The 20,530-nt window shown below is 57.3% G+C and carries 17 protein-coding genes; 8 read left to right on the forward strand and 9 right to left on the reverse strand.

Annotated elements, in window-relative coordinates:
- Positions 1-52 precede the first annotated feature (52 nt).
- The gene (locus DSM3645_RS06585; protein ID WP_002651296.1) at positions 53-1,732 is read left to right on the forward strand and encodes an FAD-dependent oxidoreductase; all 1,680 of its coding nucleotides are present in this window, start codon (positions 53-55) and stop codon (positions 1,730-1,732) included.
- A gap of 105 nt (positions 1,733-1,837) precedes the next feature.
- A complete protein-coding gene (glnD, locus tag DSM3645_RS06590; protein WP_002651297.1) occupies positions 1,838-4,486 on the forward strand; it encodes a [protein-PII] uridylyltransferase in 2,649 nt (882 codons plus the stop codon).
- On the opposite strand, the gene DSM3645_RS06595 is transcribed toward glnD, so the two are convergent.
- The 3 genes from DSM3645_RS06595 to DSM3645_RS06605 all read right to left on the reverse strand — a co-directional run bounded on the left by DSM3645_RS06595 (position 4,483) and on the right by DSM3645_RS06605 (position 7,662).
- Positions 4,483-5,853, reverse strand: coding sequence for a DUF1570 domain-containing protein (locus DSM3645_RS06595; RefSeq protein WP_002651298.1), 1,371 nt, complete (start codon positions 5,851-5,853; stop codon positions 4,483-4,485). The two genes, glnD and DSM3645_RS06595, sit on opposite strands and share 4 nt — an antisense overlap.
- 176 nt (positions 5,854-6,029) lie before the next feature.
- On the reverse strand, positions 6,030-6,473 hold the full coding sequence (locus DSM3645_RS06600; RefSeq protein ID WP_002651299.1) for a hypothetical protein: 444 nt from the start codon (positions 6,471-6,473) through the stop codon (positions 6,030-6,032).
- 166 nt (positions 6,474-6,639) lie between these two features.
- Positions 6,640-7,662, reverse strand: a complete 1,023-nt coding sequence (locus DSM3645_RS06605; RefSeq protein WP_237564770.1) for a DUF3500 domain-containing protein — start codon at positions 7,660-7,662, stop codon at positions 6,640-6,642.
- 257 nt (positions 7,663-7,919) lie between these two features.
- On the opposite strand from DSM3645_RS06605, the gene DSM3645_RS06610 reads away from it, so the two are divergent.
- The 3 genes from DSM3645_RS06610 to DSM3645_RS06620 all read left to right on the forward strand — a co-directional run bounded on the left by DSM3645_RS06610 (position 7,920) and on the right by DSM3645_RS06620 (position 11,751).
- Positions 7,920-8,627, forward strand: a complete 708-nt coding sequence (locus DSM3645_RS06610; protein WP_002651301.1) for a class I SAM-dependent methyltransferase — start codon at positions 7,920-7,922, stop codon at positions 8,625-8,627.
- A gap of 133 nt (positions 8,628-8,760) precedes the next feature.
- On the forward strand, positions 8,761-10,944 hold the full coding sequence (locus tag DSM3645_RS06615) for a sialate O-acetylesterase (RefSeq protein ID WP_002651302.1): 2,184 nt from the start codon (positions 8,761-8,763) through the stop codon (positions 10,942-10,944).
- 87 nt (positions 10,945-11,031) lie between these two features.
- Positions 11,032-11,751, forward strand: a complete 720-nt coding sequence (locus DSM3645_RS06620) for an SGNH/GDSL hydrolase family protein (RefSeq protein ID WP_002651303.1) — start codon at positions 11,032-11,034, stop codon at positions 11,749-11,751.
- A gap of 6 nt (positions 11,752-11,757) precedes the next feature.
- On the opposite strand, the gene DSM3645_RS06625 is transcribed toward DSM3645_RS06620, so the two are convergent.
- Positions 11,758-12,030 carry a hypothetical protein gene (locus DSM3645_RS06625; protein ID WP_040351663.1) on the reverse strand — a complete coding sequence of 91 codons (273 nt, stop codon included), beginning with the start codon at positions 12,028-12,030 and terminating at the stop codon, positions 11,758-11,760.
- Between the two features lie 202 nt (positions 12,031-12,232).
- On the opposite strand from DSM3645_RS06625, the gene DSM3645_RS06630 reads away from it, so the two are divergent.
- The gene (locus DSM3645_RS06630) at positions 12,233-13,438 is read left to right on the forward strand and encodes a DUF6268 family outer membrane beta-barrel protein (protein WP_002651305.1); all 1,206 of its coding nucleotides are present in this window, start codon (positions 12,233-12,235) and stop codon (positions 13,436-13,438) included.
- Between the two features lie 27 nt (positions 13,439-13,465).
- Here DSM3645_RS06630 and DSM3645_RS06635 read toward each other — a convergent pair whose 3' ends face one another.
- Positions 13,466-14,233: an SDR family oxidoreductase gene (locus DSM3645_RS06635; RefSeq protein WP_002651306.1), complete on the reverse strand. Its 768-nt coding sequence runs from the start codon at positions 14,231-14,233 to the stop codon at positions 13,466-13,468.
- A gap of 131 nt (positions 14,234-14,364) precedes the next feature.
- Here DSM3645_RS06635 and DSM3645_RS06640 point away from each other — a divergent pair, with 131 nt between their 5' ends.
- Positions 14,365-14,772 carry a winged helix-turn-helix transcriptional regulator gene (locus DSM3645_RS06640; protein WP_002651307.1) on the forward strand — a complete coding sequence of 136 codons (408 nt, stop codon included), beginning with the start codon at positions 14,365-14,367 and terminating at the stop codon, positions 14,770-14,772.
- A gap of 221 nt (positions 14,773-14,993) precedes the next feature.
- Here the strand turns inward: DSM3645_RS06640 and DSM3645_RS06645 are convergent, their stop codons facing one another.
- Together DSM3645_RS06645 and DSM3645_RS06650 are read right to left on the reverse strand one after the other, a co-directional pair.
- Positions 14,994-15,767 (reverse strand): SUKH-4 family immunity protein, encoded by a 774-nt coding sequence (locus DSM3645_RS06645; protein ID WP_002651308.1) that lies wholly within the window; start codon positions 15,765-15,767, stop codon positions 14,994-14,996.
- A 193-nt stretch (positions 15,768-15,960) separates the two neighbouring features.
- A complete protein-coding gene (locus DSM3645_RS06650; protein ID WP_002651310.1) occupies positions 15,961-17,064 on the reverse strand; it encodes a serine hydrolase domain-containing protein in 1,104 nt (367 codons plus the stop codon).
- A 225-nt stretch (positions 17,065-17,289) separates the two neighbouring features.
- Here DSM3645_RS06650 and DSM3645_RS06655 point away from each other — a divergent pair, with 225 nt between their 5' ends.
- On the forward strand, positions 17,290-17,892 hold the full coding sequence (locus DSM3645_RS06655) for a hypothetical protein (RefSeq protein ID WP_040351664.1): 603 nt from the start codon (positions 17,290-17,292) through the stop codon (positions 17,890-17,892).
- Positions 17,893-17,978: 86 nt separating this feature from the next.
- On the opposite strand, the gene DSM3645_RS06660 is transcribed toward DSM3645_RS06655, so the two are convergent.
- Both DSM3645_RS06660 and DSM3645_RS06665 read right to left on the reverse strand, forming a co-directional pair.
- Positions 17,979-19,193: an argininosuccinate synthase gene (locus DSM3645_RS06660; protein WP_040351665.1), complete on the reverse strand. Its 1,215-nt coding sequence runs from the start codon at positions 19,191-19,193 to the stop codon at positions 17,979-17,981.
- Positions 19,194-19,393: 200 nt separating this feature from the next.
- Entirely contained in the window at positions 19,394-20,269 is an 876-nt protein-coding gene (locus DSM3645_RS06665; RefSeq protein WP_002651313.1) for an SDR family oxidoreductase, read from the reverse strand.
- Positions 20,270-20,530: the final 261 nt, after the last annotated feature.

Consider the following 20,530-nt stretch of genomic DNA (forward strand, 5'->3'; position numbering starts at 1 on the left):
CGGTTCGCATAGAATCGAATCGGTCACGTCCCGCGCTCAGGAATCGCTTGCTATGCCCGAAAAAATTACGATCGTCATTGTTGGTGGAGTCGCTGGAGGCGCGTCGGCTGCGACGCGCGCTCGACGGATGAACGAAGCGGCCGAGATTATCCTGCTGGAAAAGGATGAGCACGTTTCGTTCGCCAATTGCGGGTTGCCCTACTACATTGGGGGCGAAATCGCCGAACGGCAGAAGCTGCTGGTCGCGACGGCCGATCTGCTGCGCAAACGTTTTCGGATTGATGTGCGCGCCAATCAAGAGGCGACCCGCATCGATCGCGCCGCCAAACAGCTGGACGTTCGCGATCACCTGAAGAACGAAGATTACACGCTGGCCTACGACAAGTTGATCCTCTCGCCAGGCGCCGCTCCGCTGGTTCCGCCGATAGAGAACGCCAACGCACCCGGCGTCTTTACCCTCCGTAATTTGGCCGATGCCGACAAAATACGGGAACACGCGGTCAAGACGTCGGCGCGCAAAGCCGTGGTCGTGGGCGCAGGTTTCATCGGTTTGGAGATGGTCGAGCAACTGCATCGACTTGAACTGAAGATCGTCTTGGCCGAACTGCAGCCGCAAGTCTTGCCGCCGTTGGACCCGGAAATGACTTACCCGTTGGAAAAAGCGCTCCGCGATCGCGAGGTCCAGCTTTACTTGGGGGACGGCATCGCCGGGATCCTGACCGACGAACGAGGCAACGCCTCCGGCGTCAAACTGCAAAGCGGCGAAGTCACGACCGGTGATCTGGTGATCCTGGGACTCGGCGTGCGACCCAACTCGCAGCTCGCCCAAGAGGCGGGACTAGAAATCGGCGCCACCGGCGGGATTGCGGTCAACCGCTTTTCGCAGACGGCCGATCCCGATATCTACGCGGTCGGCGATGCGGCCGAGTATCCCTACGGGCCGACCGGCAAGCAACAGCGCGTGCCGCTGGCTGGGCCTGCCAATCGAGCCGGTCGCCTGGCCGGCGAACATGCGGCCAGCGGCGCGTCGGCCGAAATGCCGGACGTGCAAGGGACGGCGATTGTTCGCGTGTTTCAGCAAGCGGCGGCGACGACCGGATTGAGCGTCAAAATGGCTCGCAAGCTCGGAATCGACGCATGGAGCGTGACGATCGCCGCCAATCATCATGCCGGCTACTATCCCGGCGCCAAACAGTTGGTGTTAAAGCTGGTGTTCGCACCCGAAACCGGCAAGATCCTCGGTGCACAATGTGTTGGCGTCGCAGGCGTCGATAAACGGATCGATGTGATCGCGACGGCGATGCAGTTCGGGGGGACGGTTCGCCAACTGGCGGGCGTCGATCTCAGCTACGCTCCGCCGTTTGGATCGGCCAAAGACCCGGTTCACATGGCCGCGTTCTCGGCCTGTAACTATCTCGACGGCGTCGATCTGTTCCTGGATAGTGACGCAAATTTGTCAGGGCAGCAGGTCGTGGACGTCCGAACCGAAAAAGAAGTGAGCGCCAAACCGCTGGCCGGCGCCGACGACGCGATCGCGATTCCGCTGGACGATCTGCGCGAACGCTTGGGGGAACTTGACCAGGATCGCCCGACGGTCGTTTCGTGCGGAGTCGGCGTTCGTGCGCATGTGGCGGCCCGGATCTTACGGCAAAACGGGTTCGCCGACGTGCAGAACTTGTCCGGCGGCGCACTGGTGCGCGAGTGGGCGATCGCCCAACGAACCGCCGAGTAAGGCTTGACCCGCTAACCAGGCGGCGCCGATTAACCTAGACTTGGTCGACAAATAAGCGAAAATCGGCCCGTTCCTTCCTTTGATCCGTCAACGCCGAAACTATCGATGAATTCAGCGCTCCGCTTGCGACCTAGCGTCCTGAAAGCCAAAGAAACGTTGGCCGCGGGCCGCGAGAAGCTTCGTCTGCAACACGATCAAGGTTCGCCTGGCGTGCAGGTATGCACGCGTTTGACCGATCTGTTTGACCAGATCGTGCTCGATATTTTTGATGCGGCGCTGGTCGATCTGGGCGAAGATGGACCCAACGGGCTCGCGTCGAAGATCACGCTGGTGCCGCACGGCGGGTATGGTCGCCGCGATGTGGCGCCTTATTCCGATGTCGACTTGATGATCTTGCATCATCCGAGCGCCTTTGCAAGAGCCGCCGAGCTGGCCAAACGCATGGTGCAGGATATGTCCGACGTCGGCCTGGTGCTGGGACATAGTTTGCGAACTCCCCGCCAGGCGATCAGTCTGGGGCTCTCCGACGCGACGATCTTTACATCCCTGGCGGAGAATCGCTACCTGACTGGAAGCGTCTCGCTGTTTCGGACCTTCGCCGATCAGTTGCGCAACCGGGCCGTCCGTCGCTTCCGCTGGTTGTTTTTCGCGATCCTCCAGGCGCGGCATAGCGAACGGGTGCAATACGGAGACGCCGTTTATCTGCTAGAGCCGAATTTGAAACGTTCGCGCGGCGGGCTGCGCGGCGTTCAATTGGTGCGTTGGCTCGGTTTCGCCAAGTGCGGCGAAGTCGAAATCGATTCGCTCAGTCTGCTGGGCGTGCTCTCGGATCGGGATCGACAGATTTTGCGAAATGCGCGGAACTTCTTTTTGCAAATTCGCAACGAGATGCATTTTCACGCCGGCAAGTCAAACGATCAGCTAGACCGGGGCGAACAACTGCGTCTGGCCGATCGCTACGGCTATGTCGGCACGAAAGGAATGTTGCCGGTCGAGCAGTTCATGCAGCAATACTTTGTCCATTCCAGCGGCGTCCGCAGCGTGGTCAGCAACTTTATCGAAACGATTCGTCCCCGTTCGATTCTCTACCGTACGCTTGCTCCGCTGATGACGCATCGCGTTGATCGCGACATTTATGTCGGCCCGCGGGTAATAAGCACTTCCAAACGCTGGAAGGCCGAGAAGAGCGGCCACGTGTCGGAGATTTTGCGTCTGATGGATCTGGCCAATCTGTACGATCGATGGATCGATCATCCCACTTGGGAGTCGATCCGCTTGCGTATGCAGACGATCGGCGAGATCGAACTGGATGATGAAGGGCGCAAGCGGTTTCTCTCGATCATGTCGCATCCTCCACGGTTAGGCGAAGTGCTGAGCCGTTTAAACGAGCTGGGCGTGCTCGAGAAAATCATCACCGGAATGCCGCACGCCAAAGCCTTGCTGCAATTCAATCAGTACCACAAATATACCGTCGACGTGCATTGCATCGAAACGGTGCGCTGCGCCACGAAGTATCAGGATCGAGACGATGCGCTCGGCGAAGCGTATCGTTCGCTGCGTTCCAAGCGGATCTTGCACTTGGCGCTGCTGATTCATGACTTGGGCAAAGGATTTGAAGAAGATCATAGCGACGTCGGCGCTCGCTATGCGCTAGAAACGGCGGCCAAGCTGCAATTGACGCCGCGCGACGCCGAGTCGCTCCGGTTTTTGGTGCAGCAGCATTTGGTGATGTCGCACCTGGCGTTTCGTCGTGATACGACCGACAAAGATCTGGTCGTGCGATTCGCGATCGACGTCGGCTCGCCCGAACTGTTGAAGATGCTCTTCGTCTTGACCTGCGCCGACTTCGACGGCGTCGGACCCGGCGTCTTGAATGATTGGAAGGTTCGCGTTTTGGGCGAACTCTATCGAGCGTCGATGCGGCACTTGGGAGTCGAGTTGGAAGGAGAGTCTTCCAAACGCCTGCAACACAAGCGCGAACGGCTCGAACAATTGGCGCAAAAGCAGAAAGACCCGGCGTGGTTTAGACGGCAATTCCACGCGTTGCCTCCCAGTTATTTGAACGATACGCCTGCGGATCGAATTGCAGATGAGCTGGCGCAACTGCAAAAGTTGCCGGTGGAGGGCGCGTTTGTCAGCACGACTTATCTGGCGGATCACGATGTTATCGAAATCACCGTCGGCACGCACGAACAAGTCGTGCCTGGCGTCTTTCATCGGATTGCCGGGGCCGTCAGCAGTTTACGCATGAGCATTCTTTCGGCCGAGATCAATACGCTGGCCGACGGCTTGGTGCTGGATCGATTCTATGTGATTGATCAAGAGTCGAGCGGAGAGCCGGCTGCCGAGCGGATGGATGATCTGGCGACGAAGATCAAGAAGATGGTGCTCGACAAGAACGACGCTCCGCCGAACTTCCGCTCGCGCTGGACCAGCAAAGCGTCGCGCACCGCGGCCCATGTGCAGGTCTTGCCAACCGAGGTGAAGATCGACAATGGAACGTCAGAGCAGTTCTCGATTGTCGAGGTCTTCGCACATAACCGCGTGGGGTTGTTATACGCGATTTCGCGGGCAATTTTTCAGCTGGGACTCAGCGTTTCGATCGCTAAGATTGCGACCCACTTGGATCAAGTTGTCGACGTATTTTACGTCTCGGACGAAGCGGGAGAAAAGATCGAGGACGAACAGCGATTGCAAGAAATACGGGAGCACTTGATCGACGCAGTCGACGAGTTTCGCGCCCAGAATGATTAACGGCTGCGGCCACTATCGGCCAGGCCGGCCGCATACGCGCGCCACTTGGGCTCAAACTGATCGAGCGGCTCGCCCAATAGCGTTTCTAAACGTTCGCGGCGACTTTGGCCTGGGCTGACCATCTGCTCCAGTCGATTTCCTTCAAACAGACGCTCCTCGAACACGAGTCGCCAGGCCAATCCCCATGCCAGCGCATAGTCGAGTTGTTCGCGATGGGGAGACGTCGTCAGCACGAAGGCGGCGCTGTCTCGGTCCAGTAGTTCGGCCAGCAGCAGACGATCGGTCGACGCCAGGCGTTTTTTGAGTTCGGCGACAAGCTCGGCCGGGGGAGCGTCAATGCGAAACGCGTCACCTTCTAATTGGCCATGTTCAAAGAGCTGAGCGAGTCCTTCGTTTAGCCAGATCGGCACGTCATAGTCGGCGACCGGAAAGACGAAGCATTCGAGATAGGCGTGAAACGCTTCGTGATAGAGTCGGCGCGTCGTGTCATCCACGGCCCGTTCCAAGGAGTCGTCGTTGGCCCGCTCGACCGCTTTGATGCGGACGATCGCGTCTTGACGTTGGCGTCGAAAGGTTTCGCGCCGCACGGCGATTTCCTGCTCGATTTCGTCCGCGGGAATTTTGGCCGCTGTCAACTCTTCGCGATAGGCGTCCAATCGCGCGGGTAGTTCGCGGCGCAATTCCTCCCACCAATCCAACTGACGCTGATGCTCGGCGCCAGCCGCTTTCGCTTGCTGTTGCAGTCGGCGAAAATCGGCGCTGACCAGGATCAGCCGATCTTGCGGAAGAAAAATGGCTGGGTTACGCACGGCGGCTCCCAGCGTCGCGGTGTAGTCCGAGTATTCGCGCACGTCGTCAAATAGCAATACCCGCAACCGCGTTTCGCTAGCCTTGCGCGGCGGAATCATGTGGTGATACGCGCGAAACGCTTGTTCCAGGCGAACCGCCATGCGGCGCGTCAGCGGCTCATCCAGACGGCTGTAAAGATCGTAATCATCGCCGGTTGCGACAAGATAACGGACGTCGCCTAGCTTCTCGGATCGCAGCTGGATCGTTTCACGATTTTCGGCTTCGACTTGCGTTCGATTTCGAAGTCGTTCGACCCGTTTGATCAAGCGAGGGCGAACCGCTTGGTCCGCTTTGGCGATGCCGCGAATTTCACTTTTTTCGTAGTTGCGCACGACGCCGAATGTTGGTTTGCCCGCCGGCTGCACGATTTCCAAAAACTCGACGCCTTCGTCTTGCTGCGACAAGATCATCCCCTGAAGCGTTCGCCCATCGCTCAAGGTCAACGTATCGCTCTCATTCGCAGCGGCGATTGCTGCGCAGCAGAACGCGAGAACGAGCGAGAGGGTTCGAGTCAGCACGTTAAAGCCTAAGGGAAGGACGCGGAATGGTGCGATCGTTGTTCGGTTGCACGAGACAGACCGATTATAGTCTTCGTAGCCCTCCGCGCCAGTTTTGAAGGGAGGGCATTAGTCGAACCGATCGAACACCAGTCCGAGGCGCGAGCCGAAGGATCGGGGTTGGCGATCAAGCGGCGTTAGCTCGGCTTGTGGGGAGTAATGCGGCGAACCAATCGGCAACCAAGTTGATAGCTCATTCGTCCTTCGGACTCCATTTCGCGCACATGCACCAGTTCGGCCTCGAAAAACCGAAACGGTGCGATGCCGATCGCCAGGATAAAGCGAGCATGCGTCGGCTTGTTGGGCAACACGAATGAAATGCCGGTGGACGAGATGTCATGAAACGACGCATGACGAAAACGCGATGTCGGCGGCATGTTTTCGCCATCGTATTCGGCGTACATCTGAATCGTCTGGAACGCATGCCGCGGACTGCGGCGACGTTCGCGCATCACCTCGATGTCATCAAAGTCCTCGCCCAGCAACTCATCCAATGAAGCTTCTACGTCGAGAGTTTGCGCCGCCTCATTGGCAAACTCCTCGAGTAGTTCGAAGCATTCAAGTTGAGAGGGCTTGGTCATAGAACGGACATAATTCGATTCGGGACAGGCGAATACACCACTTCTGGAACCTACGCCCGAAACGTCCCGATGCCAAATCTTCCCGTCACTTTAGGATACGGTGATTCGCATCAAGAGGGGGGGATGAATTGGTTGTAACGATTGGCCGAACCAATTTGTCTCGTGGTTAACCAGTATTCGTGGCCACGTCTGGCGAGTCGGCCACGTTTACCCAGCAATGCACATGGGGGCTTCCCCGATAGTGCCAAACGAAGGTCGGCCCTTCCAACCGCCAGATGTCCCAGACCTTGTCGTCGCCGATATCGCCTTCTTTGAAGAAGGCCAGTCGACATTCGTCCAGACCGCCATTCTTTTTCAGGCAGGCGACCACTTCGTCGCGGTCCGATTGGCGATAAGGAGCGATCAGCGTTTGCAGAACGTTCTGGACCCCTTCTTTTTGATCGCTGGAGAGATCGGCGACTTTGATCCCCAAAAACTTGCCATCCGGTCCCTGGAACTGCACGTCTTCTTCAAACGGCGCGGTCTTTAGCAACGCTTGATCTTGCTGTTTGCCATCGAGCATCTTGTAGACGTTGTTCGCGGCGACGGCTTGATGCCAGAAGACGTTGTTCGGATGTTCCGGTTTCTCGTTAAAGCCTTTGGCCGCATGCCCATAGAAGATCGGACCGCCGAAGGCGACATGCTCGGCCGAATCGCCGTCACAGCGAACCGTCATATGGCGGCCGGTCATGACCAACTCATATTTCTCTTCGCCTGGCTTGCCGAAGATCGCGATATTCTGATCGTTGCCAAAACCGCCGGCGTCATCTTTCAACTGACGATCGAAACGTTCGATCCATTCTTCCGAAACAATTCCTTCAAAGATCTTGCGGATCAGATGTTTTTGATCGCTGGTGAAATAGTCGCTATTGATGACCGGAGCGGTGATGTGCCAGTTGTTTTGGACGCGGGTTCGCAGCAGTCCGCGCGAATCGGTATGGTCCCACGGCAGGCAAAGCTCTTTCTTCTGCTTCTCGTTCATCGAGTCATACAAATGCTTCACCAACGACTCGGGGGCTTTCGCGTCGGTCGCTGGTTTCGTTTCTTCCCCCAACAGCAGCCCCGGTGTTGTCGCGGCCAAAGCGGCGCCGGCTCCCGCGGTTTTCAAAAACTGACGGCGATCGACGGATGAGAAGCGATCCATGGTCATGTCGGGGCTCCAAAAAGAAGACAGGGCAGGGGGGAGTCGTTTATTAGAATGCCATCCACGCGGCGGAGCAAATGATTTTTGGATCCGATGATTTGCCCGCTAGCGGCTCTGCGGGCCTCACCTCTTGCTGACTGGCCCCTCCAGATGTGGTAGGAATCATTCCCGGCGATTGGGGCTTAGCCCTTATCTCTCCTGCACAGGACGCAAGTTAAACTTCCCCCGATCACCATCCCATCGAAGGAGGCGAAGCCAGCCCTATGGATAAAGAAGCGATTGATTCGGTCAAAGCGCTGTTTGAACAGTGGGAATTGTACGACGCCGTTATCCAGCATGACTACATGCAGCATGAAACGTTAGCGGCGGCGATCGTCGAATATGCTCAACGGCGAAACGTCACTGGCCGAGCGCTCGATCTCGGGTGCGGGGATAGTTACTTGGCGTCGAAGTCGCTGGGGAAATTACCGCTGACCGAGTATGTGGGAGTCGACTTGTCCGAATCGGCGCTCTCTCGCGCTGAGCAGCGTTGGATGACCAGTCCGATCGGCGCTACGCTGGCGCAAAGCGACTTGGCGACGTTCCTCCCACAGCAAACGGAAGCGTCGTTTGATTTGGTGTTGGGGAGCTATTCGATTCACCACTTTTCGCAATCGCGAAAGGAGTGGTTGCTCGAGCAGATTCGCCGCGTGCTGAAACCGACCGGCTGCTTTGTCTGGTCCGATGTGGTCCGCACCGCAGAGGAGACCTACGCGGAAAGCGTCGAGCGGTTGGCGACCCGCATGCGAACCGAGTGGGATCAGCTATCGTCGCGGCAGTTGGAGATGGCGATCGAGCATATTCGCGCCTCGGACTTTCCGGAGACGGCTGCGTGGATGATCGCCGCGGCGGAAACAGCCGGCTTACAGCTAGACGTTCCGTTGATGAAAAAGCCTCATTTCTCGGCATTCGCCTTTGTTCCGCGCGGATAAGCGGATAATTGGCGATAGGCTCCACGTCACTATTTCTTCGCGATTCGCTGGAGATTATCTTAGATACTATCGGTCCTGTGCCGTGATATCGCTTGTCCCGCCCATGCTCACCCCTGTCACCCCGAACATCTCTATGACTCGACTCCGATTTCTACCGGCGCTGTTGCTGTCGGTGCTGACCGCTACGGCGGCGACTCCTGCCGCCGCCGAAGTTCGCCTGCCAGGCTTCTTTGGCGATCACATGGTTCTGCAACGTCAGATGCCGCTTCCCGTTTGGGGCTGGGCCGATGCTGGTCAGTCGGTGACCGTAACGCTGGGCGAAAACAAAGCGACTGCGAAAGCGGATGAACAAGGCCGCTGGAAGGTGGAGCTGCCCGCGATGGAATCAGGCGGCGGTCCGCTGCAATTGACCGTGACTGCCGGCGACAAAACGGTGACGCTGAAAGATATTCTGCTGGGCGAAGTCTGGCTTTGCTCGGGGCAATCCAACATGGAATGGACGGTCGGTTCGTCGACCAACGCCGCCGCCGAGATCGCCGCCGCCAATTACCCCGAGATTCGCCAGATCAAGTTCAGCCATCAAACTTCGGTCGCTCCGCAAGACGACGTGAAGGGAACCTGGTTGATCTGTTCGCCGCAAACAGTCGCCGGGTTTACGGCGTGCGGTTATTTCATGGCGCGGACATTGAACCAAGAGTTGGACGTACCGATCGGCCTGATCAACTCTTCCTGGGGCGGCACGCGGATCGAACCTTGGACGCCGCCGGTTGGTTTTGCTGGCGTGGAAGAATTGAAGAGTTTGTCGCAAACCGTACAGCGCCGCACGCCCGGCACGCCGGAGCATACGGAGTTGGCGAAACGGCATATGGCCAACGTCGAAAGTTGGCTGGCCGATTCGAAGATCAAAGCCGCCGCTGGTCAGCCGGTTCCCCCTAGCCCGACGGCGCCTGATGATTTGCAGCCGCATACCGGCGCCGGTGATCCGACGGCGATCTACAACTCGATGATTCATCCGTTGATCGGTTTGCCTTTCCGCGGCGCGATTTGGTACCAGGGCGAATCGAATCACGGCGAAGGCATGCTTTACACTTCCAAGATGGAAGCGCTGATCGAAGGTTGGCGAAAACTTTGGAACATGGGCGACTTCCCGTTCCTTTACGTGCAAATCGCACCGTATCAATACGGCGAAGAAAAGCCGGAAGTCTTGGCCGAGTTTTGGGAAGCCCAATCAGCGGCGCTGGCCATTCCGAACACCGGCATGGTGGTGATCAACGACGTCGCAACGCTTCACGATATTCACCCGCCGATGAAGCAAGAAGTTGGACTTCGCCTGGCGAATCTCGCGCTGCGAGATACCTACGACCGCCAAGAGATTGTCGCCGATGGCCCGACCTTTAAAGCGATGAAGCAAGAGAAGGGCATGCTGCGCGTCGTGTTTGACAACGTCGCTGACGGCCTCCGATCGCGTGATGATCAGCCGTTGACCGGTTTCGAGATCATCGGCGCCGACAGCGGTTGGGTGAAGGCCGACGCCAAAATCGACGGCGATTCGGTGATCCTCAGCTCGAAAGAAATTGATCAGCCGGTCGCCATGCGATTCGCCTGGCACAAGCTGGCCGAACCCAACTTGACCAACAGCGCCGGTCTGCCGACCTCGGCGTTTCGCGCCGGCGAAGTACCGAAGCCCGACGCGCTGCCGAAAGTTGGCGCCGCAAAAGGTTACAACCTGATTTATGACTTGGATCTGTCGAAGCTTGCCGGCGGCGTGAAGTACGATGTTGACAACAGCGGACAATCGATCGCCTTTGATCGGGTCGGCTATCTGCTGGAACTACAGACCTCTGGCGGCGAGCGCCAAGCGGCGTTCGTCTCGATGGAAGCGTTCACCGATGATCTGACCAAAATCGGCGTGCCGACCTTCGCGAGCGGCGCGTCCTTCCAGCAACCGGTAAATTCGCTGACCATTTGGGTCAGCGGTGCAGACGTGACGGCCGGCGCTGATCTGGAAGGGGGCAACATTGAATTCTGGCCCAATAACTATGGGACGCCGAATGCAGCCAAAGTCCCCGGCGCTTCCGAAACCGTTTATGACTTTGGCGACACGAAAGCTCCGCCGGTCGACGGTTACGGCAGCATGCAAGTGCACAACGGCGCCGCCCAACAAACGATCTTCGCCGTCAATCATTGGAACGCCGGCAGCGACGCCGACATCGGCATCGGCAACAGCACCGGCGAACAACGCGATTGGACCTTCAGCCACAACGCTTCGCAGTACATGCACAAACGCCTGCGAGTATTGGTGCGACCGGCGCAATAGTCGCCGGTATGCGGCCATCAATTGCCGCTGCGTCAGCTTGACAAGTTATTTCGATCCCGCCTGATTTCTCCCGCCTAGGAACTACGAATGTCTACGCTTATTTCCCGATCACTCGTCTTGTTGCTCGTCGCCGGTCTGGCCGCTCCGCTGTTTGCCGAAACAAAAGCGGCCAAACGGAATCCCTACGAAAAGGTGGAAGATGTCGCTGGTCTGCCGCGCGTGTTGTTGATCGGCGATTCGATCTCGATCGGCTATACGTTGCAGGTGCGTGATAATCTGAAAGGGATCGCCAACGTCCATCGTCCGCCGACCAACTGTTCTTCGACCAAACAAGGACTAGAGCATATCGACCAGTGGCTGGGCGACGGCCAATGGGATGTGATTCATTTCAACTGGGGCCTGCACGATTTGAAGCATGTGAAAGGGGAGAGCCAAGGAATCGCCGATATCCGCGATCCGCTCTCGCATATGCAAGTACCGGTCGATCAATACATGGTGAACCTAGAGAAGCTAGTCACGCGGCTAGAAAAGACCGGCGCCACGCTGATCTGGCGCAACACCACGCCGGTGCCGCAAGAAGGATCCAACGGCCGCATCCCCGGCTACGCCGCCAAGTACAACAACGCTGCGCTGCTGGTGCTGAAGAATCACCCCGACGTGATCGTCGACGACATGTGGAGCTTCGTGAAGCCGAACCAAGATAAGTGGAAGACCAGCAAAGGCAACGTCCACTTTAACAGCGGCGCGAACGAAGAACTTGGCAAGCACGTGGCCGAAGTGATTCAGACGGCGCTGCCGAAAAAATAACGGCCGTCAGGTCTGTTCTTTAGGGACGGGCAGCGGTTGTTTGAGAAACATTTGAATCGCGCCGCAGCCATAGCACGCGCGGTGCGTGATCTCAAGAATCTTCTCGAACCCGCCCAGCCTTTTTAAAAATGAGGAGTCTTTAGGAATAAATTGCATTCCGCTACCGTGGTAGGCGTCGACGCTGCCCCAGGCAAATTCGCCGCCTTCGCAAACTGGGCAGGGGGCAGATCGGCAACTCCACTTCTCTTCCTGGTTGTGTAGATCTGGATGGTCAGCCATTTCTTTCGGCCCTTTCTGGAAATCGGGATTGGTGCGTTCTTCGTGGTGATCCTATTCGTTTCACGGCGTTCGGAGCGACCATTTTTGAGGCAAATGCCGTTTGGTTTTCGCAGAATGGGAATCCGAAACCCTTTGACGCCAACTGCAGTATCTAGTACTGTCCGCAACGCGCGTCAAAACGAGAAGGGATGCTCGGGCCATTATGAATCGACGGATCATCGTATTGCTAGCGGTCTGCGCCTGTAGCGGGCAGGGAATCGCGGCTGCGCAGACGTACGACGGACCCGCAGAATCTCGCTATCAAACCCCTCAGCCGTCGCCTACGGACCAGTTTCGCTATTTTGACGTCGTGCCTGAGGACGTTGCGACGGCCGAATACGTCCCGTGGTCGCAGTCGTATCAAGCTCCCTCGCCGTATCAAGAAGCGGCCTATGCGCTGCCGGCCGATCCGCAGACCGAATTCTTTCAAGAAGAAATGCGCTTTGTCGAAGACGAAGCGAAACAGCCGGTGAAGAAAAAAGGTTTTGGCGGAAAGCAACGCGATCCGTTCAAAACCTACGCTTTTTGGGCGCCAGAGCAAAATCTGAACAGCCAAAATGGCGATCTCACGATGAGCGGTTTTCTCGCGTCGTTGACGCTGCCGATCTCAATGCAGGAAGGGCGAATCTGGGCGGCGACGTTCAATTACGATCAACTCGATATCAGTTCCAACGCCATCTTGCCTGACTCCGGCGTACCGCTTCCCGATCGCTTTTATCAAATCAACTTTGGCGTCACGCACTTTCGCGAACTCGCCAACGGTTGGCAGGCCGGCGGCATGTTGAGCGTCGGCACGGCGACCAATGAGCCGTTCGATGACATTAATGACATGACCCTGTCGGCGGTCGCCTTTTTAAACATTCCTTGGCGCGATGGACGCGACTCTTGGAACCTTAGCTTGTTCTATTCGCCTACCGGACAGATTCAATTTCCGCTGCCTGGCATCGCGTACGTGTGGCGACCGAACGAGCAGTTTGAAATGAACATCGGCGTACCCTTCTCACTGAAGTATCGCCCGACCGAGCGACGGACGTTCTCGTTTACCTACACTCCCTTAACCAATGTCAATCTGTTGGTGGAGCAAGAGTTGGGAGCCAAGGTCGTCGTCTACGGCGGATACTCGGTCAACAACAAGATTTATCTTCTCTCAGGCCGCGCTGACAACGCGGATCGGCTTTACTTCTTTGATCAGCGTCTCACCATCGGACTGCGGCGCGAACTAGGCTGGGGCTTTTCGGCCGATCTCTCCGGCGCTTATCTGTTTGATCGCGAAATCTTCCAAGCACAAGGATTTTCGAGCGATCGCATGGACCAGATCGGCATCGATTCCGGCGCACTGTTGTCGCTGTCGATCGGTTGGAGCCGATAACAGCAGGCGAGCCCCATTTGCACGGGCTCATTCCGGATGCTGCATCGCATTCAAGCCTTCGTAGACTTGCGAATAGTTGCCGTTGGCTTCTCCAAATCGAAGCGGATGAACGCGCTGCACAAGTATTTCTCCGTTAGGCGTTTCACCACTAGTAACAAGGTTCATCACTTCGGTGATGAATTCCTCGAGCGGCATCGCCCGGGGATCGGCCGCTTGTTGGCTTCCCATTAGTTCGGTCGCAACGTAAGGGGGCGCTAGTTCCAACACTTCCACGTTCGTTTCACGCAGTTGATAGCGGAGCGATTGCGAGTACGAATGAATCGCCGCTTTTGTCGCGCAGTACGTGGGAGTCATCGCCAGCGGCGTGAAGGCCAGGCCAGAACTAACCATCATCACCGTCGCCGCCGGTTGTTGACGTAGATGCGGCAGCAAGCTGGCGGTCAGTCGAATTGGGCCGATCAGGTTGGTGGTGATCGTCGTCATACTGGCGGTCAGGTCGAGCGGATCGCTCAACAGATCCTCGGGGATCATGACGCCGGCGTTGTTGATTAGAACGTTAAGCGACGGATAATCGGCGATGACTTGAGCTGTCAGTTGGGCGATGCTCTCTGGCGAAGAAACGTCGAGCGGATAGTAGGCCATTCCGGGACTTTCGGCAGCGACTTTCGCCAATGCATCGGTCCGTCGCGCGGCGAGGATAACTTGGTCGCCGCGTTGATAAAACGCTTGGGCCAAGCCTTTGCCGATGCCCGAAGCGCCGCCGGTGATCAAGATCGTGTCGCCATTTGTCTGCATGTCATGCTCCTTGGGCTGCGATGGGTCTCTGCAGGCAACGATAGGCGTGATCGATTAAAATGGAAAGAACGCACATCAAAGTGCGTTACGCACCTGTTGGTAAGTATGAACGCAGAAACAGGACAAATCCCGTGAACAACGCCGCAGGCGATTCGCCTGAATGGTCAGAACTAGACCCCAAGATCTCGGCGCTCGTCCGTGAGATCATTGCGCGCATCGCCGACAAATGGACGCTGCTGATCATTGAGGCGCTGCACGAATATCCGGATGCTCGGTTCAATCAATTGCAGCGGATGGTCGAGGGAATCAGTCAAAAGGTGCTGACGCAATCACTGCGACAATTGGAGAGCGACGGACTGATTCAACGAACCGCCTATGCCGAGACGCCGCCGCGAGTCGAGTACAAGTTGACGCCGCTGGGAGAAAGCTTGGGAGAGGCTTTTTGCGGCGTCTGGATCTGGGCCGAGCGGCATTGGGAGGAGATAGAAGCTTCCCTCGCTGCATTTGCGGCGAAGAAAATGTTGAAAGAGAAATCTTAGCCAGCATGCAGAGGGTCGCGGGATACGCTCGTTTGCTTGGAGTCGTACCATGCGACAATCTCAGCCAAGTCGCGATAGGCGGCCGGCAAGAATCGCACCTCAGACACTTCGCCGCACTTCTTCCCAGCTCAGCGTATTTTCTGGATCGGCTGAAAAGCAACGTAAAGCGACTATCTATTCGCTTAACGCAGCTTCCTACGTTTTCCAGCGATGAATAACCGCTATTCCGCCGAACCCGGTTCGCAGGGAACGCGCCAACCGCGGTGTCGAATGCTGATCGTCGCCAGCAAGTTCGGCCAATAATGCTCGGCAGCGGCGAACGCGGCGCGATCGATTGTGCGTAGGCGTTGTTCTAGCTGCGACGTGAAGTCGGCGGGAATCGTGCGGAACTGTTCTCGCTCTTGCGACCACGCGACGGCCGCTTGCAGCGATTGACCGAATTGTAAAACGCTTGAGTTCACAAACATTTGCGGGGGAGCGGCGGTGATATCCAAGCGGTTGACGACGCCGGTAATCCGATCGACGCATAGCGACGCGACTCCTGCCGCCGAATCTTCCTGACCGATTACTAATTGCTCGCCCAAGCGCGCATCGAGCTCAGAATCGAAAAAGATTCCCCAGCCGATCAGCGAGTTGTAGCCGACGATCGGACTGGTGAGCGGTGCGAACGAGATCTTCAATTCCTGGGCGCCGGAAAATTGAACGGTATGGGGAAGTCCAAACGATTGCAGAAACCCTTGGACGTCGCCCCGCAACTGATCGTCGGACGGATGCAAATAAGTTAGCTGATCGGCGCCAAAGAACGAAATCCACGACTCCACCTGCAGTCCCGGAACTCGCCACGTATCGACGGCGGCGCCGTGAGCATACCTCGGCGACAAGTTTGTCGCCGTCGTTGTCGCTGGATCAGGAATGGTGTCCCAGATCGCTTGGGCCAGTTTGATGCGTTCTTCGACAGAAAGAGCTGAGATGCCCGAGAGATCGATTTCCGCCATGTAGGACTCCGATATCGCAAATGAAAAGCGTTACGATGGGGGGGCTATCGCTATCGTACCTCAATAGTGGCAGTCATCCACCCCAGAAAAGCGGCGTTTTGAAAAGGAGACATTTTGAGGATGTCCCTAGGGAAATAGCCCAAAACGATTCGAAGTAACGCTAGAAATAGGACGAAAGTTGGAAGCTGCCCCATCAACGCGTCGCTTTTAAACCGGAGATGGTTGTTTGCAGCTCGGCGAAGGCTTTCGCATCGGCAGGCAGCGGTTCGGCATGCAGCGCTGGTAACAGCTTATCCCAGACGACGTTAAGCTCGGCCTGCATGTCGCCCGAGTTGGCGGTGATCGCTACCACCGCGTCCCGTTCCGGCATGACGATGCAAAACTGGCCATCTTTGCCATCGCCGCGATAGGCGTTATGACGGCAGCGCCAGAACTGGAAACCGTAACCTTGGTTCCAATCGCTATCGGGACTGTCGCCGTTGGGAACCTGCTTGGATGTCGCCAGATCGACCCATTCGGTCGGCAAGATCTGCTTGCCGTTCCACTGGCCGCGCTGCAAGTACAACTGCCCGAACTTGGCGATGTCTTCGGTGTGCAGATAAAGACCATAGCCGCCGATCGAAACACCCTGGGGGCTCTTGTCCCAAATCGGAGTCTCAATTCCCAGCGGCGTAAACAGCCGCGGCGTCAAATATTCCAACACGGTCTGGCCGGTCACTTTTTGTACGATCGCGGACAACATGTAAGTCGCCGGCGTGTTGTAGCGAAAGTGCGTCCCCGGTTTGTGCGGCGCCGGATGGGCGAGAAAAGCTTTCGCCCAGTGCGGAGCTTCGCGCCAGTTCAACTCGTCTTGATGACCGGCGCTCATCGTCAGAAGATCGCGCACGCGCATCGCCTGGAGATTTTCGGAAGGATTCTCGGGGGCCAAGTCGGGGAAGAATTTTAAGACGGGGTCATCCACGCTCAACTTGCCATCAGCGACCGCCAGACCAACGGCGGTCGAGGTAAAGCTTTTGCTGAGCGACCACAAAACATGCGGCTTGTCGGCGGACTCGGGCGCCCAATACGCTTCGGCGACGACTTTGCCATGTCGGACCAAGATAAAGCTGTGCATCGAGTTGACTTGTTTGTCGGCCGCTTCGATGAACGCTTGAATTCCTTGGGACGAAACCCCTTCGGCTTCCGGCGTGCTGCGCGGCAGTGCGGTCTTCGCTACGATTTTTTCCTGAGCGAGCGCGATGCCGGACAGGAAGAGAGAAACCAACGTCAGCAGGAGGAGAAGCGGTCGTCGTTGCATGAGGGGGCTCTTCGTTTCCGATGGGAGGAGTAAACGAGTGTTGGATTGTTCAGGGGCGAGAACCATTATCGCCTCGAGCGGGGGCGATCAGCAAGCAAACGCGATTGAGTCGCCGTTCGAATCTGCGGTAGGATATGCCATGCGCTGGCGATGGGAATTGAAATCGCGAAGTGTCGCCTGGCTAAAACCGGGCGATCGAATGTCTTGCGTGAATGGTAAAACGTCATGAATTTTCTGCGGCGACCACGCTGGTCTTTGGCGGCGATGCTCGTTGTGATGACTATCTTCGCAGCTTATTTCGCCTATGTGGAGCGAACGGCAAGGCATCAGCGCGAAGCGGTAAGCTGGGTGCATCGCGTCGGCGGTTTTGTGAGATACGACTGGCAACCCAGCGCGACTGATCAGGCTGGCGATCCAAAGTTCCCGCCGGCGCCGGAGATCCTGCGGCGCTATTTGGGGGATGAGCCGTTTCAGGCAGTGCGATCGATCGGCGTCGGAGATCCGGCGCTGGACGACATTGGTCCGCTCGCCACGCAGGGATCGGTGGAAATGCTTTTTGTCTCTTCTCAGTATTTCACGTACGATCTTCAACCGATCTCCAACTTGCGAAAGTTGGAGAACCTGACGCTGCACGCGAAAGAATTCGACTCGCTGGAGCCGTTGATTAATTTGCCGAAGCTTACGTACTTGGAAATACGTGATACGGTTATCGACGACGCGGTGCTCGACGACTTTCGCCAACGCCGCCCCGACGTCATGTTGATCGTTACGCCGCCAACTAGCAAACGTGAATTGTCGCCGGGAAGCAGGGCTGTACGCAATTGGTGAAACTCTGCAAATTTGACCTCGCCAAGAAAAACAACAAGGCGCGGTGATGGGCGCCTTGTTGCGTGGTGTCGTTTTTGCTGCGAAGACTAGTAAGCTCGCGGCGTCACACGTCCTTGCACGCGCGACGGCAAACCTTGGATTCGCAGGAAGCCTTCGGCGTCGGTCTGATCGTACGAGCCGCCCCCTTCCATGGTTGCAATGCCTTCGTCATACAGACTGTTCTTGCTTGAGCGGCCGTCGACCATGACGTTCCCCTTGTACAAGTTTAGGCTCACCTCGCCGGTGACATGCTTCATCGCTTCTTTGCCGAAGGCGAGCAAAGCGTCCATCTTCGGAGCGTACCAGAAGCCGTAGTAAACCATCTCGGCGACAACCGGAGCCAACTGATCACGCAGGTGGATCAAGTCGCGATCGACGGTCAGTTGCTCTAGCACCAAGAGCGCGTCGTACAGGATCGTCATGCCAGGCGATTCGTACACGCCGCGGCTTTTCATGCCGACGAAACGGTTTTCGACCATGTCGATCCGACCGACGCCGTTACGGCCGCCGATTTCGTTGAGCTTCAGCACGACTTCCAGCGGCGAACATTTCTCGCCGTTGACCGTGACTGGAACCCCTTTCTCGAAGGTGATCTTTACGTTTTCGACCTGGTCGGGGGCTTCCTGCGGCGAGACGGTCATGCCAAAGTCGACCGCTTCGACGCCGTTGACCATCAGGTCTTCGAGGTTGCCGGCTTCGTAGCTGATATGCAGACAGTTCTCGTCCGAGCTGTACGGCTTCGCCATCGACGCTTTGACCGGGATGTTTTTCTCTTCGCAATACTTGATCATCGCATTGCGGCCCGGGAAGAGTGCGCGGAACTTTTCCATGCGCCAGGGAGCGATGATTTTGACCGACGGATCGAGCGCTTCGGCCGCGAGTTGGAAACGACACTGGTCGTTGCCTTTGCCGGTCGCGCCATGCACGTAGGCGTCGGCCCCCACTTCGCGCGCGACCTGCAGACAGATTTTTGAGATTAGCGGCCGCGCGATCGACGTTCCCAGCAGGTAAATCGACTCGTACTTGGCTTGCCACTGCGCGATGGGGAACGCGAAATCGCGGCACATCTCTTCTTGGCCGTCGACGATGCGCGACGTCTTTGCGCCGCAGGTCTTCGCCTTCTCGAGGATCGCTTGGCGGTCTTCGCAGGGCTGTCCCAGATCGACGTAAACCGCGTGTACTTCATAACCTTCGTCTTGCAGCCATCCCAGGATGACCGAAGTGTCCAAACCGCCCGAGTAGGCAAGTACGCAGCTAGGCATTGGCGAAAACCGTTCCAGCAGTAAGAAGGAAAGTAAGGTCCCTGCCGAGCAGACAGGCCCGCAGGGAAGGGGTTCATTGTGATCCGATTTTCCCCGCAGAACAAGGTAGCGGGGGAGGGGGAAGAAAAGCGGAAAGCCGAGAGCGGAAAGCGGGAAAGTGGAAGCGAGTGGCCTGCCTCCCCTTTTTTAAACTTTCGGGTCTACATCCCTAAGATCGCGGCCAGGCCGGCTCGGTAGTCGGGGTATTGGGGGGTCAAGCCGAGGTGTTCGACAGCCAGCGCGTTCGACATCCGCCGGTTGGTCGCCGCTCGCAGTGCGGCCGGTGACTGGGGATCGGCCGCTTCGTAAACCGGATCCGGCGCGTTCAAGCTGCGCGCGATCTGGGCGTAGTACTCGGTCCGCTCGACCGGATGGCCATCGCTGATGATGTAGAGAGATTGGGGGGCGGGATGCGTGGCCGCCAGTAAAACTGTCTCGGCGGCGTCGTCCACATGAATGAGATTTAATGCGCCTGCGCCAGGCGCCGGAATCGCAATTTGGGCGGCAATCTCTTTCGCTCGCGGGATTCTGCCGGGCCCATAAATGCCGGCGAGCCGCAGCGAAACGTGCTTGGCTTGCCAGCTGGGGTGGGAACGTAACAATTCTTCCGCAGCCAAACATGCTTTCCCCCCGGAACGTCGCGGATCGCATGGGGTTTGTTCATCGACGACTTGTCCAGCGGCGTCGCCGAAGACTCCGGTCGAACTGATGTAAATCAAGCGGCCGCAATGGCTGGGCAAATGGTCAAGAACTTTGGCGAGACCCGCGACGTAGACATCTTCGATCGGCTTGCCGGCTGTGCGATCATAACCGACCGCAAACAGCACGGTATCGACCGCAGGAAGGTCGCCGAGCGAGTCCTCGTCGGTCACGTCAGCAATGATCGGCTGCAGTCCGTCAGCGGCGAACTGGGCGGCCGTATCGGCGCTTCGCGTTACTGCAAAGACTACGTCTCCTTGTTTTCGCCACCTTTGGGCGACACGCAAGCCGACGTAGCCGCAGCCGAAAATTAGCCGACGAGAATGTCCCGTGCTCATGGAAGACCTTTCTGGGACTTGTTGGTAGTTTGCTTCAACCTGGTCGATCTTAACGGTTTGAACGGTTGTAACAAGCGACTATAAAAACACTTACGTAGCGACTATTCTGAATAGTGCGGCGGACTTGAGCAAAATTCTACAAAATTGTGTTGTACGAATTGCTTCGAATTTGCCGGAATTGTCGCCTATAATAAAAGTCCCCAACCAGAGCCCCCAATCTCTCGATCGCGGAAACGTAGGACTATGACGCATCAGACGAGA

Origin of the sequence: Blastopirellula marina DSM 3645, assembly GCF_000153105.1 — a bacterium.
Classification (GTDB): Bacteria; Planctomycetota; Planctomycetia; order Pirellulales; family Pirellulaceae; genus Blastopirellula; species Blastopirellula marina.